The sequence below is a fragment of the Lactiplantibacillus argentoratensis genome, assembly GCF_037290055.1.
GTDB classification, from domain to species: Bacteria; Bacillota; Bacilli; order Lactobacillales; family Lactobacillaceae; genus Lactiplantibacillus; species Lactiplantibacillus plantarum.
Window position 1 is genome coordinate 2591387 of record NZ_CP147647.1, and the last position, 16458, is coordinate 2607844.

General features: G+C 45.0%; 16 protein-coding genes. 8 read left to right on the forward strand and 8 right to left on the reverse strand.

Annotated features, from left to right (window positions below; all coding sequences use genetic code 11):
* Positions 1-84: 84 nt before the first annotated feature.
* On the reverse strand, positions 85-2664 hold the full coding sequence (locus V7R88_RS12405; protein ID WP_057717707.1) for an SH3 domain-containing protein: 2580 nt from the start codon (positions 2662-2664) through the stop codon (positions 85-87).
* A 286-nt stretch (positions 2665-2950) separates the two neighbouring features.
* Between V7R88_RS12405 and V7R88_RS12410 the strand changes: the two genes are divergently transcribed.
* The gene (locus tag V7R88_RS12410) at positions 2951-3235 is read left to right on the forward strand and encodes a DUF1905 domain-containing protein (protein WP_057717708.1); all 285 of its coding nucleotides are present in this window, start codon (positions 2951-2953) and stop codon (positions 3233-3235) included.
* A 283-nt stretch (positions 3236-3518) separates the two neighbouring features.
* Here the strand turns inward: V7R88_RS12410 and V7R88_RS12415 are convergent, their stop codons facing one another.
* The gene (locus V7R88_RS12415; protein WP_053267558.1) at positions 3519-3884 is read right to left on the reverse strand and encodes a winged helix-turn-helix transcriptional regulator; all 366 of its coding nucleotides are present in this window, start codon (positions 3882-3884) and stop codon (positions 3519-3521) included.
* 132 nt (positions 3885-4016) lie between these two features.
* On the opposite strand from V7R88_RS12415, the gene V7R88_RS12420 reads away from it, so the two are divergent.
* On the forward strand, positions 4017-4745 hold the full coding sequence (locus V7R88_RS12420; protein WP_063723955.1) for an SDR family oxidoreductase: 729 nt from the start codon (positions 4017-4019) through the stop codon (positions 4743-4745).
* A 158-nt stretch (positions 4746-4903) separates the two neighbouring features.
* Here V7R88_RS12420 and V7R88_RS12425 read toward each other — a convergent pair whose 3' ends face one another.
* A complete protein-coding gene (locus V7R88_RS12425) occupies positions 4904-5470 on the reverse strand; it encodes a TetR/AcrR family transcriptional regulator (protein ID WP_057717710.1) in 567 nt (188 codons plus the stop codon).
* 126 nt (positions 5471-5596) lie between these two features.
* Here V7R88_RS12425 and V7R88_RS12430 point away from each other — a divergent pair, with 126 nt between their 5' ends.
* A complete protein-coding gene (locus V7R88_RS12430) occupies positions 5597-6634 on the forward strand; it encodes an SDR family oxidoreductase (protein WP_057717711.1) in 1038 nt (345 codons plus the stop codon).
* 148 nt (positions 6635-6782) lie between these two features.
* On the opposite strand, the gene V7R88_RS12435 is transcribed toward V7R88_RS12430, so the two are convergent.
* Together V7R88_RS12435 and V7R88_RS12440 are read right to left on the reverse strand one after the other, a co-directional pair.
* Positions 6783-7349: a TMEM175 family protein gene (locus V7R88_RS12435; protein ID WP_015640979.1), complete on the reverse strand. Its 567-nt coding sequence runs from the start codon at positions 7347-7349 to the stop codon at positions 6783-6785.
* A gap of 219 nt (positions 7350-7568) precedes the next feature.
* Positions 7569-8522, reverse strand: coding sequence for an aldo/keto reductase (locus tag V7R88_RS12440; RefSeq protein WP_057717712.1), 954 nt, complete (start codon positions 8520-8522; stop codon positions 7569-7571).
* Positions 8523-8991: 469 nt separating this feature from the next.
* On the opposite strand from V7R88_RS12440, the gene V7R88_RS12445 reads away from it, so the two are divergent.
* Positions 8992-9306: a hypothetical protein gene (locus V7R88_RS12445; RefSeq protein ID WP_225588343.1), complete on the forward strand. Its 315-nt coding sequence runs from the start codon at positions 8992-8994 to the stop codon at positions 9304-9306.
* Positions 9307-9954: 648 nt separating this feature from the next.
* Here V7R88_RS12445 and V7R88_RS12450 read toward each other — a convergent pair.
* Positions 9955-10884, reverse strand: coding sequence for an ABC transporter substrate-binding protein (locus tag V7R88_RS12450; protein WP_072535361.1), 930 nt, complete (start codon positions 10882-10884; stop codon positions 9955-9957).
* A gap of 237 nt (positions 10885-11121) precedes the next feature.
* Between V7R88_RS12450 and V7R88_RS12455 the strand changes: the two genes are divergently transcribed.
* From V7R88_RS12455 to V7R88_RS12465, 3 genes are read left to right on the forward strand one after another with little or no spacing between them, the layout of a single operon-like run.
* Positions 11122-11916, forward strand: coding sequence for an ABC transporter ATP-binding protein (locus V7R88_RS12455; protein ID WP_057717713.1), 795 nt, complete (start codon positions 11122-11124; stop codon positions 11914-11916).
* Positions 11913-12911 (forward strand): FecCD family ABC transporter permease, encoded by a 999-nt coding sequence (locus V7R88_RS12460; protein WP_057717714.1) that lies wholly within the window; start codon positions 11913-11915, stop codon positions 12909-12911. Before V7R88_RS12455 ends, V7R88_RS12460 begins: the two co-directional genes overlap by 4 nt.
* Positions 12908-13903 carry a FecCD family ABC transporter permease gene (locus V7R88_RS12465; protein ID WP_057717715.1) on the forward strand — a complete coding sequence of 332 codons (996 nt, stop codon included), beginning with the start codon at positions 12908-12910 and terminating at the stop codon, positions 13901-13903. The genes V7R88_RS12460 and V7R88_RS12465 overlap by 4 nt, the downstream gene beginning before the upstream one ends.
* Positions 13904-14093: 190 nt before the next feature.
* On the opposite strand, the gene V7R88_RS12470 is transcribed toward V7R88_RS12465, so the two are convergent.
* On the reverse strand, positions 14094-14840 hold the full coding sequence (locus tag V7R88_RS12470) for an SDR family oxidoreductase (RefSeq protein WP_044432114.1): 747 nt from the start codon (positions 14838-14840) through the stop codon (positions 14094-14096).
* Positions 14841-14856: 16 nt separating this feature from the next.
* Complete coding sequence (locus tag V7R88_RS12475) at positions 14857-15312, reverse strand: DapH/DapD/GlmU-related protein (protein ID WP_003642356.1); 456 nt, start codon at positions 15310-15312, stop codon at positions 14857-14859.
* A gap of 309 nt (positions 15313-15621) precedes the next feature.
* Here V7R88_RS12475 and V7R88_RS12480 point away from each other — a divergent pair, with 309 nt between their 5' ends.
* The gene (locus V7R88_RS12480; protein ID WP_054398758.1) at positions 15622-16458 is read left to right on the forward strand and encodes an SDR family NAD(P)-dependent oxidoreductase; all 837 of its coding nucleotides are present in this window, start codon (positions 15622-15624) and stop codon (positions 16456-16458) included.

Here is a 16458-nt window from a genome sequence, read left to right on the forward strand (position 1 = left end):
ACACAAAACAGGCTTTGAAATCGCGTCGCTTGACGTGATCTCAAAGCCTGTTTTGTTATTGCACTAGTAATTGGTAACTAATTGTTAGCCAATCTTAGCAACGTAATGGTAAGCACCAGAGTTAGATAAGTACTTCAGCCATTGATAGCCGTCCGCAGAAACCGTTCCGATATAATAAACGGATTCGCCCGCGTAGTATTGGCCAACAACTGAGGCATTTAGACTAGCAGCGGTCCGAATATTCGTTGTGGTCTTAAACGTGTACGTACCAGCAGCCGCCGTCGTCTTACTTGCTGAAGATGACGTGGTCGTTGCGGCACCGCCACTGACCTTAACGTAGTGTTGCGCACCACTGTAACTCGTGTAACGTAACCAAGTTTGACCGTTAGTCGTTACTTTGGCGTTGTAGTTGACCGTATTGTCTTTGTAGTAAGTCCCAACAGTTGAAGCGGCATCACTTGCTGAAGACTTGATGGCAGTCGTCTTAGCAAACTTGTAAGTCCCGGTTTGCGCAACCGTCTTAGCACTAGCCGTAGCCGTTGACTTGCTTGACGTCGTTGTTGTGGCTGCACCACTGATCTTAACGTAGTGTTGCGCACCACTGTAACTCAAGTAACGGAGCCAAGTTTGGCCGTTCTTAGTAACTTTGGCGTTGTAATAAACCGTGTCACCCTTGTAGTAAGTCCCTAAAGTCTTAGCTGAACCATTAGCTGAACCCTTGATGGCCGTGGTGCCAGTGAACTTGTAAGTCCCAGTTTCAGCCTTGGTGACCGTCTTGCTAGCGCTAGTGGCTGGCTTAGTGGTAGTCGTTGACTTAGCTGCACTACTGATCTTAACGTAGTGTTGCGCACCACTGTAACTCAGGTAACGGAGCCAAGTTTCACCATTCTTAGTAACCTTGGCGTTGTAATAAACCGTGTCACCCTTGTAGTAAGTCCCTAAAGTCTTAGCTGAGTCACTAACTGAGCCCTTGATAGCGGTCGTTTTAGTAAACTTGTAAGTGCCAGTTTCATTCTTGGTAACCGTCTTGCTAGTGCTTGCGGCAGGCTTAGTCGTGGTCGTTTTAGCTGCGGCAATCTTAACAAAATGTTCGCTACCACTGTAACTTAAGTAACGTAACCAAGTTTCACCATTAGTTGTAACTTCAGCATTATAGTAAACGCGGTTACCCTTGCTGTAAGTTCCAACGGTTTTAGCACTGTCACTGGCAGCACTCTTGATGGCTGTGTTCTTGGTAAAGGTATACCAACCAGAAGCCTTCTTAGTCGTTGAACTAGTTGACGTATTGGTCGTGGCACTCGTGTCAGTCGTTACTTCACTAGTCGTCGTATCATTGCTACTAGTTGTCGTTACGAATGTATTGGTCCCGGCACTATCTTCAGTTAAACCATTGTAATCGATGCTGACATCAATGTAACCGGTATAATCTGAGCCAGATGGTAAGAGTGCCGTATCGGAGAATTGCCATGCACCATCCTTGGTGTTCCAAAGATTATTGGCAGAAGGCGTGTATGGGTATTGAGCCCGCCATACGCGTGATTGACCAACTGTCTTAACAACAGCATCCCGATATAAGTATGAGTTGGACGTATAAACGCCGTGATTCTTGTAACCAAAGGAATCTAACGTTGACCAGAACGCGTTCAAGTTCGCCGTTGCGTTAACTGAGTATGAAGATGAATCTTCCATGTCAGCGAACAAGAGAACTTTGGTTGAAACATTGTTCTTAACTAAGAAACCAGCCATGTTAGTCGCTTCAGATTTAGCCGCATCAGCCGTGCTAAACGTTGCATAGTGGTAGAAATCAACGTTTAAGCCAGCTTTGTTAGCCATCTTTGCTTGGTTCAGTGCAGCTGGGTTCGTGTAATCAGTGCCTTCAGTCGACTTAACGATGACCGTCTTAACACCCGCAGCCTTTAACTTATTGAAATCAGATTGCGTCATGGTACTTTGATATGACGCCACGTCAACAACATCAACGCGTGGCCGAGTCGTATCCCCAATCGTCCAAACATCCGTTGAAGACGTCGTTGCTGCGGTATAAGCAACGGCAGCAACTTTGGCTGTGGCTTTAGTAGCGATCGTCGCCGTGCTACTTACCGTACTTGAAGCGGGCGTAACAGCTTTGACCGTTGCAGTACTTGAAGCAGCACTGGCAGCAGTACTGCTTGCGGTACGACTTACTTGAGTAGTGGTTGTCGTACTAGAAGCGACACTGGTTGCTTGGCTAGTAGCCGTTGTAGAAGTACTAGTGGCCGCACTCGACGCCGTCTTAGTTGCTTGACTAGTCGAGCTAGATGCTGTGCTGGTCGACTGGCTAGTAACCGCACTCGACGATGCCGTCGCTGCTTGACTGGTCGTCTTAGTTGTTGCCGCACTCGTTACTTGAGTTGCCGCACTCGACGAAACTGAAGTCGCTTTAGTCGTTGCATCGCTAGCAGCAGAACTCGTTGCAACACTTGCACTAGAAGCCGTGCTTGCAGCTGAAGACGATGTTGTCGTCGCAGCCGTAACATCAGCGTGTACATTTGTATTGTTAAGAACTGAGCCACCTAAAAATGAGAAGAAGGTTAACCCAGCAACCAGCCAAAGTTTCCCCGACTTATAAAGCTTGAATCTTTCCGACTGACTTGCATCAATTGGATCCTGTGATTTAAAATTCATGTGAACACCCTTTTTTAATTTACTTTAAGCAGTTTAATTATAAGCGGTTGGTTGCCCCCCTCGCAAGGGGATTTAGTATAATAATTGTACTTTTCGATAAATATTTTTGATACCAACGATATACCCGGTTAATATTTCACGAAAATAGCGGTTCACCTTAATTATAATTAGTTGTGCGTGACCACTTAGTTCACCAACAATTGCTAATTTTCTATGATAATATGGAAATCTGATTATAAAAAATGAAGCCGTTCCATAATTACGCTTAGGCGGAGGCCAAATAATAATGAAGACTTATCAATTTGACGCACCGATTCAAGCCGCAACAATTGGCAAAGGTGGGGCTTACGTGGCCTGTCCCTTCGATATTCGCGACCTTTTCGGTAAGGGGCGCGTCAAAGTCCATGCCACTTTCGATGAGGTCCCTTACGGCGGTTCTATCGTTAATATGGGTGTTAAAAACCCTGATGGTAGTATTTGTTATATCTTAGGCATTCGTAAGGATATTCGTGCAAAGCTCCACAAAAACATTGGCGATGTCGTCGCTGTCACCGTAACGGCAATCGATTAATTCAAATCATTGATTCCGCGTTGTACTTGTCCATGATAGCGACCCACCCCCATCCCGGCGGCAATAGTTGGTTCATCTTATAAAGCAGCCCGTATAGCTGGCTGTCAGCTTTCAAACAGCACGAGTTAATTGAATAACAAATAATCGCTTCAAGAATGTCATTAGAAATTCTTGAAGCGATTATTTAGTATCAGTCATCAAAACAGCGCTGCTAGTTACTTTTGACCGGCAACGTACTTTTCCCATGGCGCCGTCCAAAGCCCACGCTTCCGTTTAGACTAGCCTATTCATCACACAATGACCGTTCAATCAAAGCTGGGTCAACATGTTGATCACCCCAGGTACAAATCGCATCTAAGATGGGAATCAAGCTCTGCCCCTTAGCGGTCAACCGGTATTCGACATGCGGCTGAGCGGTCTTAAAATCATGCCGTTCGATTAACTCATCTTGTTCCAATTCCTTCAATTGACTCGCCAGTGTTTTATGCGATACCGCCTGAATATGGTGTTGCAAGTCAGCAAAACGACTGACTTTAACCTCAGCCAGTTCAAACAAAATCATGATTTTCCACTTACCACGAATCAACTGCATCGTGGCATCAAATTCATTTCGGTAGCGTGGCTGCGCATTTACCCGTTCTTTTAACATTATTAACTCCCTGCTCTCAATTGGTGGTTACCTAAAAGTGCGTACTTGTCGCGTTTAATCTAGCCAAGTATACTGTAAATCGTTGAAAATTCAAACGAAAACCATTATCCAAAATTACGGAGGAATTATAAGATGAAACCATTAGTCGTCATTACTGGAGCCAGTTCTGGCTTTGGTGCCGAGATCGCCAAGTTATTCGCCGCTGACAACTACCCACTGTTACTATTAGGGCGTCGCCAAGCAAAGTTAGCCGCCTTAGCTGCAAACTTCGAAAACGCCATGATCGACACAGTCGATGTGACCAACTATCACCAATTCGAAACTGCCATTCGTAAGGCCGAAGCCAAGTATGGCAAGACCGACTTACTAGTTAATAATGCGGGATTAATGTTACTAGGAAATGTTCAAAATCAGGACCCACAAGAGTGGCAAACCATGCTTAATACGAACGTGATGGGTGTTTTAAACGGCACTCAAATCGTCCTAAATGACATGCGTGACCGGGAACATGGGACGATTCTCAATATGTCATCATTAGCTGGCAAGAAAACGTTCGTCAATCACGCGGCTTACGTTGCATCCAAGTTTGGCGTCCACGGGCTATCCGAGACACTCCGTGAGGAAAATGCGCCGAAGAACGTGCGCGTCATGTTGGTAGCTCCCGGTGCAGCCGAAACTGAGCTGTTAACCCACGTTACTAGCAAGTCGGCACTGTCCGATTACGAAGCATGGAAAGCTTCCATGGGTGGCCTGACTTTGGACCCCAAGCACGTAGCTGCCACGGTCAAGTTCATGTATGACATGCCGCAAAATGTCAATATCCGTGAAGTTGACATTGCTGCCACGGCCCAAGATGCTTAACCTCAGCTCATTTGATTAAAAAAGCCACCTAACCGCACCGAGCTCTGCCGGTGCATGGCTAGGTGGCTTTTACAATTGCTCATAAGTACCCAATCAACACGCTAAAATCGGCGTTCCGATCTCCTAACATCGCTAATTTAGGAGCATTCCTCCACTGCTCATTTTTGAGCCTGAGTCAGCGCCTGCATCGTTGCCGTCTGCAAAGTTGCTAGTAATTTATGAATCGTTGTTAAGGACTCCAACTGTCCGCCCAGTAGCCATTCGCGCCAAATTGCGTATACCCCGGCACTCATGAATCTTGTCCAATACTTAAGCTGCACCGCCGTGAGCGTCCCATTTGCCATCGTTGCTTGGTAATAATTAGTCATATTAGTGTTAAAAAGTTGTTGAATAATATTTTCAAAACCACGTTGCTCAGCCAGTCGTAACGTCGGCGCAAAATCACTGAAAAATTGCCCCATCGCTAATAACTTCTGATTGGCCGGTACATGCTGCAAAACGTCCTGAAACCGCGCTGCAATCGCTGGGGCGAAGTACGCGTCTAAAAGATCTTCGAGTGTCGTAAAGTTACGGTAAAAGGCCATCCGGCTGACCCCAGCTCGTTTGACAACTTGCGTCACCGTAATCGTATCTAAATCATGAGTCCTTAATAATTGTAATAAGGCCGTGGTTAAATAAGTTTGTGAATCCTTTTTGATTGCTTGCGCGTGATTGGTCGCTGCCATAACAATTCCTCCATTCTGTCACAGATGCTCGTGATTACCTTGTATTCGTCGTGACCCCATTGTAAGATACTGGCACAGACGTTACAAGTGTAACAGTAATTCATAAATTCATTTGGAGGTAGTCCCATGCAAAAACAATTAGTCGTCGTCACTGGTGGTAGCGGTTTTATCGCCATTCATATCATTCGTCAATTATTACAACAAGGCTACGCCGTCCGCACAACGGTCCGCTCATTAGCCAAAGCACCCGTTATTAAAGAAATGCTGACCAATGGTGGTATCACCGACTTATCAGCTCTCGAAATTGTTGTGGCCGACCTGGCGCATGATGAACACTGGTCGGAAGCGATGGCCGGAGCCACTTATGCGATCGACGTCGCTTCCCCAACCCCAAAGCTCAACTTCAAAAACAAAGCTGAAATGATCCGACCAGCCGTTGACGGTGTTCGGCGGGTTCTAACTGCTAGTCGTGATGCGGGCGTTAAACGAGTCGTGTTAACGTCTGCGTACGGGGCCATCTTTGCTGGTCACAAAAATCGTACGACCCCCTACACTGAAGCTGACTGGTCTGATCTCAACTGGAAAGCAATCCATCCTTATCAAGAATCCAAGACACGTGCGGAATTAGCAGCTTGGGACTTTATTAACCATGAGGGCCGCGGGTTAGAATTAACAACGGTCAATCCCGTTGCCGTCATGGGTCCGGTGTTGTCCGCCAAATATTCACATTCCAATATTCAAATCCAACAATTCTTAGAAGGCCAAGTTAAAGCCGTTCCAAACGTTGATTCCGGTTATGTTGATGTTCGTGACGTGGCTAGTCTGCACTTGCTTGCCATGACCGCACCGCAAGCTAACGGCGAGCGTTTTCTAGCCACAACGGGTGAAACACTATCCATGCTTGACGTTGCGAATGTCTTAAGACAGGCCTTTCCAGCTTTTGCCAGTCAGCTACCAACCAAAACCATCCCCAATGCAGCGGTTAAGCTAGCCGCTAAGGCCCGACCAGAATTGCGAATGGTCGCCTCACTAGTTGGCACCTACGCGGAAACGAGCAATCATAAAGCCCAAACATTGTTGGATTGGCATCCCCGTCCCGCTGTGGAATCGATTATTGCAACCGCCCAATCCATGATTGACCTAGGAATCGTCACCAAACCATAAGCTCACTCCTACTAACACCAACTAAATACTAACCGGCAACGCCCGCAAGATTGGACTCAATATTCAACCTTGCGGGCGTTGTCGTTCGTTATCATTGCGATACTAGCCTAAACCAGATATGAGCCTACTTTTTAATTTCATCTTTATATTAAAAATACTTGCGTAAATGCCACTTACGTTTAGTCGCCAAAATAACACTAACAAATGCGTGAACGGGGATTAGGAACAAGCCCACATCGGGATTAATTAACGCGACTGTCAGAACCACTAAAAAGCCACCAAAAACGACACTTAATGCCGGACTACTCATACGATGAATGTGTGGATTTAATCTTCTAACGGCGGCTACTAGTAACTGGTAAGCCAACATCCAAACAAAACCCGTAAGAATATAAAATACTGCGGGCCATTTTGAATGCGGAAATTTAGTAATCCATGAGGCCATGAATGGAATAAAAGACTGACATAGTAACCAGAAACTATTCGCCCAAAAAACAACCCGATCGATTTTTTTGACCTGCACGAATAAATCGTGATGATTAAGCCAAATTGAAATCAATAGTGTAAATGTAATGATATAAACATAAATACTTTGCCATTCCGCAAAGAGTGCCCGCACTGAAGGAGTTTGAGGCCGCGGTAAGTCTAATACTAATAACGTTAAAACAATCGCGATAATCGCATCTGTAAATGCCTCTAATCTTGCCTTGTTCAAATAATCGTTCCTCCTTATAATCTATCATTACTCAATTTTATGATTAATACCGCTTAACTACCAATAAAGTCAATTCTGACCTTATTCAGCAATTGATCAATACACCAAGTTATAACAACCACAATTGCATCACACAAAAAAGTTCTTTCGAGACTAGTAACCGTTTCGAAAGAACCTAAACCTATTATGATCAATTAATCATCACAAGGACTATTCAAATTAAGGTAAATCATTGCCCGCTGCAAAGTAAACGTCATACCATTCCTGGCGTGTCAACGTCACATCGGTCCCCGCAATGCTCTCATCAAGGTGTTGCGGATTCATTGAACCTAAAATAACCTGCATATTGGCCGGGTGACGTAAAATCCAAGCCGTCGCAATCGCATTTTTAGTCACATGATATTGATCAGCTAATTCCTGTAATTTCGCATTCAATTCTGGAAACTTCGGATTATCAATAAAGGTCCCAGCAAACATGCCGTATTGATAGGGTGACCAAGCTTGGATCGTCATGTGGTGTAGCCGCGAATATTCGATAATTTCGCCATCATGATTAAGGCTAGCCGTATCCTGCATATTCGTGTGCAACCCAAACTGAATTGGACCGGTGTGCATGACACCAAATTGTAATTGGTTGATCATCAATTTCTGGCTGACTGCCGCTTGTAACATCTCGACTTGCATCGGGTTAAAGTTGGAAACACCGAAGTGGCGCACCTTACCAGCAGCTTGCAATTCATCAAACGCCGCGGCGACTTCGGCGGGATCCATCAGCGGATCGGGCCGGTGTAATAGAAACGAATCTAGGTAGTCCAGCTGCATCCGTTGCAAGATTTTATCGACCGTTGCACTCAAATGCTGCTTAGAAAAGTCATAGCGTTGCCCGAAGACTAGTTCACCAGAACTCTTCTCAGGATCAAGCACAATGCCACCTTTGGATTGAATAAAAAAGTCTTCTCGCTTTAAACTCGACTGTTTTAATGCCTGCCCGAAAATCCGTTCCGAATCACCGTTACCATAAATATCCGCTGAATCAATAAAGTTAATACCCCGGTCATGGACGGTCTCTAAGACGTTCGTTGCCGCATCGGTATCTAAACGAACCATCCGCATAATACCCAGCGCAACCGCAGACGCTTTGAGCTGACTAGCGCCGATTTGAATTGTCTTCATAATTGTTATCCCCTTTTCGATGAATTATAGTTAAAAACATCTGCCAACGAGACTAATAATAGTTGTTAGAGCCGACTATAAGTCAAGCGGATTTAATTATTTTTTTGCTAGTGGTCAGAATAAGCGGATAGCGCTCATTTCTGTTGGTTAATTAATCATACTTGAATGATAATTTTCAAGAATCATAGCCATACACAGCACAATCATTTTCATCCAATTACGATATATATTTAAATGGTATTAGTACTTTTCGAACCTTCTAACCTGCTCCTTAACTCCTTAACTTTCGTGAGTGAGCATTTGCAAGTCAATCCACCGTCAAATGAAATTATTCTTGTTTTTATATGATAAGAAATTATATTATCAACGTTAATTAGTAGTGGTGTTAAAAGTACCACGGCGCGCTCTGTTGCATACTGGGTAGTGACTGCCTTAAAATGGCTAGTATAAGACGAGAAGGAGGAAATTTATGGAAATCTTCTCTAAAGAAACACTCTTCTTAAATGTTCTAAACGGATTAACTGAAAAACTCAACTTCAAAAGTAGTGACTTAGTCTTTTTGAATTATGACTTTTCAAACGAGAAAATTGCTGACTTAATGAACGTTCTTTCTGAGAAACAAATCAAGCGAATTAATATAAGTCGCACAGAATTCGAAAAAATAGTCTCTTCTATCAAGCCCGACTTAAAAGCAGTTCACTCGATTTGCCAATTACTGATTGATTGCTTTATTTCTGAAGAGCGCTCTTTAGCTGTGTTTGATGATAAAGCACGTGATTCATAAATTAAGGTTTTATGCTAAATAACATTTAAAAGGAATTTCAGCATAAGCTTCAAAACCAAAATCGGATGGTAAGAATCTCTAAAGATTCTTATCATCCGATTTTTAACAGACTAATGGGTTAAAAATAAAGTGCGATTATATCTAAGACTATCCACTATTCTACTCGTAGGATCAATATTATCACCTATTGTAAATGGAACTTATGCCAAATACATTCAATAATTAGCAATAATGCAAAGAAAGCCAAAGTCCCCAGGAAATAATGAATTAACAAGGATAAATAATAATGCCAGTTATATGGCATCTGATTATATAAATCAATACCACCTTTTATCACGAAAAGTAGGATAAATTCGAAAATTAACATAAACCGATTGATATTAATAAAACTACTAATTTGTTTATGATATTGAAAATAAAATTTTCTCACGCTAGCACCTCCATCACTTATTAATTAACCACCCTTCATAATTATATCAACTGACCACCAGTCCCAGATTTTTTGTCCTAAGATTGCCATTTTCCATCCTAAACTTTTTGTCAGCGCGTTGCCAAGCATTAACAAAACCGTCCTTCGCAGTTTCAATTCAACACTGCCATTCATCAAACTCAACACAGTACTTTTAATTCACATCACTACATTCAATATTATTTCAACAAGTCCGTCTTCACCATATCAATCATTTGTGAATAAGCAATTGGTCCCGAATACTGCCAACTGCTACTGTCACCATACTGGTACAGATGGTTGTTTTTCACGGCCTTGATATTTTTCCATAGTGGGTCCTTAAATAGCGACGCACTCTTTTGACTATTCACTAAGAAAATATCATCCGCATCTAACTTAGCGAGCTTTTCTAACGAGACCGCCGACCAATCCGCCGTGGCCGACTTAGACACTTGTTTAACTAAACTTGGTTCACCCAATTGTAAATCTTGATACAGTAAGGCTCCACTGGCTGAATTGTCATTGACCATGTAGGCGGTATTATTGGTGACCCACAACACCGCCACTTTATGCTGACCAGACTTTTTCAACGCTTGTCGCGTCGTTTGGACCTGCTTGTCATACTTAGCAAGGACTTTTTTGGCCTTAGCCTGGCGATTAACCACCTTAGCCACATCAAGGAAAGTTTGGCGCCACGTTACCGTAGTCCCATTTTTGACCACATAGGTCGGGGCGATTTTATTATATTGCGCATACTTGCCATTGGCGACCGCACTACTCGTCCCCATCAAAATCAAGTCCGGTTTGGCCTTGGTCACCGCTTCATATGGTAACGAATAATCAATTAGCGGCACCCCTTTCAACTGCTTTTTCAAGTAAGCCTGCGTCCCACTACCATTTTTGACCGACCACTGCACGACCGGTTTAATGCCTAAAGCCACTAAATCATCTTCCAGATAACTCGCCACGACCCGTTTCGGATGCTTCGGCACCTTGACCTTATGCTTCAAATAATCGGTTCGTGTAACTGTCGTGCTTGTCGGCTGCTTCGCACCGCACGCCCCTAATAGTAGGCTTCCCGTTAACCCCAATACTAATCCCAATTTTACAATTTGCCACCGTTTTGTCACAACTGTCTCCACCTTTCAAGCGCTACCAAAATTATTAGTGAAAACACTATCAATTGTCAATGAAAACATTTAAGATAAGATTATTAATTGAACACTAATTATTAGTTAGCAGTTGGTTTAATAACATTTACCGATAAACGAACAAGCAAAACAAGATTGTGCACAACTAAACAAAATCAGTTAACTTATCAAGTGAATCTCCCTTGAACGCTTAACTTTAAGAAAGGAATCCTATTTGTGAATACCATTGAAGCCCAAAATATTAGTATTGGCTATGGCGACAAGGTTATCGTCGATCAGCTATCAATTACGATTCCGCATGGTCAGATTACTACGCTGATTGGCCCGAATGGTAGCGGTAAATCGACCCTCATTCGGGCCATCGCCCACCTATTGCCACCAACAACCGGTGTTATTCTACTGGATTATCAAAACATTCAACAAATCAAAAGCAAAACTTTTGCGAAAAAGATTGCAGTCTTACCACAGACGAACCAAACGGCTAACGATCTCACCGTAGAAGAACTGGTGAGTTTTGGCCGCTTACCTTATCGGCGGCCGTTAAGTGGGCTCACCACAACTGACCATCAAAAAATCGAATGGGCGCTCACTCAGGCCAGCCTCCAAGATTTACGCCAACGGCCCCTAAGTACCCTTTCTGGCGGACAACGTCAACGAGCATGGATCGCCATGGCCGTTGCTCAAGATACTGACACGATTATTTTGGATGAACCCACCACCTACTTAGATTTGACCCACCAGTTAGAAGTGATGCAACTCGTCAAAAAGCTCAACGAACAGGCCCACCGAACTATCATTATGGCATTACACGACTTGAACCACGCGGCTCGCATCTCTGACCAACTAATCGCGCTCAAGGACGGTCACGTTTTGGCCCACGGTCCCGTGTCCACCGTTATGACGGCCGCTAATTTAAAAACAATTTTCAACATTGACGCCACCCTCGTTGACTACCACGGTACCCCGCTGATTTTGACCTATAACGGCTGTCAGGAAGTGGCCCCCGCATGAAGTCAACGTCCGGATATTGGGGGTGGCTGGCACTTAGTACCGGCGTACTCATTCTCGTCATGGGGCTCAGTTTGCGATTTGGCGCTGACCAGATGCGTACGGCCACCGTCTGGCACGCCCTGACGACCACACACACCGGCAATCTTGATCAACAAATTATCCGGCACATTCGTGTGCCCCGCGTCCTTGGAGCGGCGTTGATTGGGGCCGCTCTTGCTGGTAGCGGCGCCCTAATGCAAGCAGTGACGCGTAACCCGTTAGCGGATTCAGGCTTACTGGGGATTAACGCGGGAGCGGGCTTAATACTAACGCTGTGTTTAGCCTTTTTTCCAAAGTTATCAACTTTACAAACAACTGGTTGGGCCATTATTGGCGCGGCAGCCAGTGCCGGACTGATTTTTAGTATCAGCACCGCCCGCCACGTTCAACTCGATCCTACGATTCTGGTACTCGCTGGGATTGCAATCAGTAGCCTATTAACAGCTCTGAGCGAAGGGCTGGCCCTTGTGTTGCAGCTCAAACAGGACCTCGCGTTCTGGTATTTCGGTGGCCTGGGTGCCGTCAGCTGGACACAATTAAAGTTTCTCGGTCCAGGACTAGTCTTGGGATTGCTACTGACCCTACTACTCGCACCGCAACTAAACTTAGCCTATCTTACTGACGACAATGCACAGAGTTTAGGGAAAAGTCTCCCATTACTGCGAGGCCTAGCTCTCATCTGTGCCGTCATTTTATCCGGGATCTCGGTGGCATTAGTTGGTACGATTACTTTTGTTGGCCTGATGATTCCCCACATGGCGCGTTGGTTAGTGGGCGCTAATTACCGCAATAGCATGCCATTAACGTTGATCCTTGGTGCAACACTGACGGTCGGTGCGGATTTGATTGCACGGCTAGTTAATCCGCCACATGAAACGCCCTTTGGCATCATTATCTCCTTAATCGGGGTACCGTGCTTCATCTACCTTGCACGAAAGGAGCCGATGAAAGCATGAGCCCTAATCGTCGCTTAATTATTTGGTCACTGCTCTTAACTGCTAGCATGCTCGGACTAGCGATTCTCAACCTTAGTACGGGTACAATGACCATCAGCTGGCCCGCTCTGCTGGGAATTTTAACTGGTCACGGTAATGCGACCGACATGTTAGTCTTAGTCAACTTTCGCTTACCACAGATCGTGCTCGCCATCATGGTTGGCTGGGCCCTGGCATTATCCGGTAACATCTTACAAACGGTCACGAACAATCCAATGGTCGACCCTAGTCTACTCGGAATTAATAACGGCGCTGGACTAGCCGTTATGTTACTCATTATTGGTGCAGGCACCAACGCTTCGTTAACGCTGAGTTTACCTATCGTTGCGTTAGCTGGGGCGTGGTTAAGTACGGCCCTGATTTTTTTATTAGCGAATCAGCGTCAACGAGGAATCTCGTCTAAACGCCTGTTACTGGTCGGCGTCGCCTTGTCCGGCTGTTTTTCAGCCTTAATGGTGTTGATGACACTAAAATTATCACCTGATAATTATCAATTTGTCATGAATTGGTTGGCCGGTAGTTTGTGGGGCACTGATTGGTCTTATATCGGCTGGGCGCTTCCATGGTTGGCAGTCGGTAGTGGTATTCTATTCATTCAATTACCCGTTCTCGACGCCTTTACACTCGGTACGACCACTGCCCAAACATTGGGAATCAACTTGAAACGCCAACAATTGGGATTGATTAGCGTGGCCGCCATGTTAGCCGGCGTCAGTGTCGCCATTAGTGGCGGTATCAGTTTCATTGGCCTGATTACCCCTAACCTGGCACGACGAATCGTGGGATCCCGACAACGCTATCAGCTTCCGTTAGCTGGTCTGTTAGGGAGTACGTTATTACTAGCTGCCGATACCTTAGGAAAACTAATCACCACGACCACTGAACTGCCAGCCGGCGTGCTCGTCGCATTGATTGGAGCGCCATATTTTATTTACCTGTTAGTGCGGGGGTAATAAGCCGCCCCGGCTGTACGGTTAACCATAACTTATCTATAAAAATTCAGTTGTGATTTCATTTTCAATGCCATCATAACTGAATTAATCGCGAGTATAATCAAAAATCACCATTACCGCCTTATCAATAATATGATAAAACGGTAATGGTGATTTTTTAATTCAATCGTTTTCTAAGACATTCTGATGATTAAACTTCCTGTTGTGCTGGCCGTACTAACACTTCACTAATGGCGACGTGTTTAGGCTGATCAATCGCAAATAATACCGCGTTAGCAATATCTTCCGGATTTAAAGCCAACCCTTGGCGATCGTCCGCATTCATCAGCTCACTGATACCGGCCTGAATTTGTGTATTGCCGATCGTATTGACCAACTCCGTCCGAACTGCACCTGGCGACACGATGGTTGAACGAATCCCGTGCCCCTTTTCTTCCTGCCGCAAGCCTTCCATAATAGCCCGGACCGCATACTTAGTCCCGTTATACACCGCTGATGCGGGATAAACGACGTGTCCGGCAACTGAATCCGTTGCGATAATCAAACCATCATGTTGCTTTTGCATGATTGGCAATACTTCACCAATTCCATTCAAAACCCCCATAATATTCACGTTCAACATCATCTGCCACTTATCGTATTCACGGTCACTCAGATTCCCCTGGGGCATCGTACCGGCATTATTATATAGCACATCGACACGCCCAAACTTGGAAACGGCCAAGTCGATCAAAGCGCGAACTTGTTGCCGATCTGTTACATCAGTTACTTGATAGACCGCGTTGTCACCAATCGCTTGACTCAAGGCCTGTAACCGCTCTTCTCGACGCGCTCCCAGTACAACTTTAGCGCCTTTAGCCGCTAACAACTTGGCCGTGGCGGCACCAATACCGCTGGACGCACCCGTAATAACAACCACTTTACCTTTAATACTCATCTTTATAAAACCTCCATTAATCTACTTGCTCAATTGTTTTAATCACTTTAGCAGGGACGCCGGCCACCACCGTATTTGCTGGCACTGATTTTGTCACAACTGCGCCGGCACCCACAACAGCATTTTCACCAACCGTGACGCCAGCTAATACCTTGGCACCAGCACCAATCCAGGCATTTCGTTCAATGTGAATTGGCTGAACTTCAACCGCATGCCGCTTAGCAGGATCTAACGGGTGATTAACGGATAGTAACATCGCACCCGGACCAATCAGCACGTCATCCGCTAATTCAATCCCGCCTAAATCAGTGATCTGAACATTATCATTAATAAAAACACGTTTGCCGATTTTTAAGTTCCGCCCATAGTCTGTCCACAGTGGCACGCGAATCTCGACTGAAATATCGATAGTTTGACCCGTTATCTCCGCAAGACGTTCACGAATTTCACTTGGTTCCCGGGTTACATTCAACGCTTGAATGCGGCGCTGATTAGCATCGACAATTGGCTGAATTGTTTGCAGATAATCTTGATCTAAATACTTTGCTTTGATGATGCGTTCCTCCCTTGTTAAGTTAAATTCAGTATACGAGCGTTCACTATATATGTGAAATGCTTATGTTAAATACACATTTATAGATTTAAAGCATAGAAGAGCTCTGCTGATTACGTTCTAAATCGCCAATAGCTACTGCACGTCATAATTAATTTAATGCTTGCTGTCGGGTCGACCCCATAGTTTATACTTGCGCATAATCATCGAATTGAAGGAGCGACTAACATGCAATCGAAACTAGCTGTTATTATTGGTGGGACTTCTGGCGTTGGTAAACACACCGCAATTGACCTTGCCAACCAAAACTATCATGTGATTATCGTCGGCAGTCGGGCTGACAAAGGACGACAGGCTCAAGCCGATATTAGTCAAGCAACTGGCAATCAGGCTGTCCAATTGGCTTTGGCCGATCTGAGTACCAAAACTGGTGTTCAACAATTTGCTCATCAGCTTGCAGCCATGACGGATCACATCGATATTCTACTCAATAGTATTGGTGTGATGCTACCTGAGCGACATTTATCGGCAGATGGTTATGATTTGAACCTAGTTTTAAATTACCTCACCCATTTTTGGACCATTCAAGCCTTGTTACCGTTGCTAAAGCACAGTGATCAGGCGCGCATTCTATTGGTTGGTGCCCTGCCATTCGTGATTAACCATGCTAAAGTGAGTCTTCCAGACTTTGACGCCCCGGCCACATCCAAGTACAATGCCATGACCGTCACAGCCCAGGCCACTGCTGCGCGCGTACTACTCACGTTAGCTCTCGGTGAACGCTTATCAGCAACCAACGTGACAATCAACATTTTCCACCCCGGCTATGTCCCAGATTCTAACTTTGGTGCTGGCGGTAGTTGGGTGAGTCGTTTGGCTGGTCGGATACTGGGTGAAAGTTTCTCTCGCAAAAATTCCCCGATTGGTGCATGGTTAGCTACTGCTCCCGAACTCACTCACACAAGTGGACACTTCTACGATGACCGCCTACGTCAAGTTCGGTTATCTAAGCAGTACACTCGCTCTAAGGCCAACGACTTATGGCGACTCAGTTCTCAATATTAA